General features: G+C 59.9%; 1 protein-coding gene. It reads left to right on the forward strand.

Annotated features, from left to right (window positions below; all coding sequences use genetic code 11):
• Positions 1-1,169, forward strand: a 1,169-nt coding sequence (gene tuf / locus PL597_RS25925) for an elongation factor Tu (RefSeq protein WP_077983439.1), incomplete at both ends; no start/stop codon positions are given.

Genomic DNA, 1,169 nt, shown 5'->3' on the forward strand with positions numbered 1-1,169 from the left:
ATGGCAAAGAGCAAGTTTGAGCGGACGAAGCCGCACGTCAACATTGGCACGATCGGTCACGTTGACCATGGCAAGACGTCGCTGACGGCGGCAATCACGAAGTTCTTCGGCGAGTTCAAGGCGTATGACCAGATCGACGCCGCTCCGGAAGAAAAGGCGCGTGGTATCACGATTTCGACGGCGCACGTTGAGTATGAGACGCCGAACCGTCACTACGCTCACGTTGACTGCCCCGGCCACGCCGACTACGTGAAGAACATGATCACGGGTGCAGCGCAGATGGACGGCGCGATCCTGGTTTGCTCGGCTGCCGACGGCCCGATGCCGCAGACCCGCGAGCACATTCTGCTTGCCCGTCAGGTTGGCGTTCCTGCGATCGTCGTGTTCCTGAACAAGGTCGACCAGGTTGACGACGCCGAGCTTCTGGAGCTCGTCGAGCTTGAAGTTCGTGAACTTCTGTCGTCCTACGACTTCCCGGGCGACGATATCCCGATCATCAAGGGTTCGGCGCTTGCTGCTCTTGAAGACAGCGACAAGAAGATCGGTGAAGACGCGATCCGCGAGCTGATGGCAGCGGTTGACGCCTACATCCCGACGCCTGAGCGTCCGATCGACCAGCCGTTCCTGATGCCGATCGAAGACGTGTTCTCGATCTCGGGTCGTGGTACGGTTGTGACGGGTCGCGTTGAGCGCGGTATCGTCAAGGTTGGTGAAGAAGTCGAAATCGTCGGCATCCGTCCGACGTCGAAGACGACGGTTACCGGCGTTGAAATGTTCCGCAAGCTGCTCGACCAGGGCCAGGCCGGCGACAACATCGGCGCACTGGTTCGCGGTGTTAACCGTGACGGCGTCGAGCGTGGTCAGATCCTGTGCAAGCCGGGTTCGGTCAAGCCGCACAAGAAGTTCAAGGCTGAAGCCTACATCCTGACGAAGGAAGAAGGCGGCCGTCATACGCCGTTCTTCACGAACTACCGTCCGCAGTTCTACTTCCGCACGACGGACGTGACGGGCATCGTTACGCTTCCTGAAGGCACGGAAATGGTTATGCCTGGCGACAACGTCACCGTTGACGTCGAGCTGATCGTTCCGATCGCGATGGAAGAAAAGCTGCGCTTCGCTATCCGCGAAGGCGGCCGTACCGTCGGCGCCGGCATCGTTGCCTCGATCGT

The sequence above is a fragment of the Agrobacterium sp. ST15.13.013 genome, assembly GCF_027956525.1.
In the GTDB taxonomy this organism is placed as follows: Bacteria; Pseudomonadota; Alphaproteobacteria; order Rhizobiales; family Rhizobiaceae; genus Agrobacterium; species Agrobacterium salinitolerans.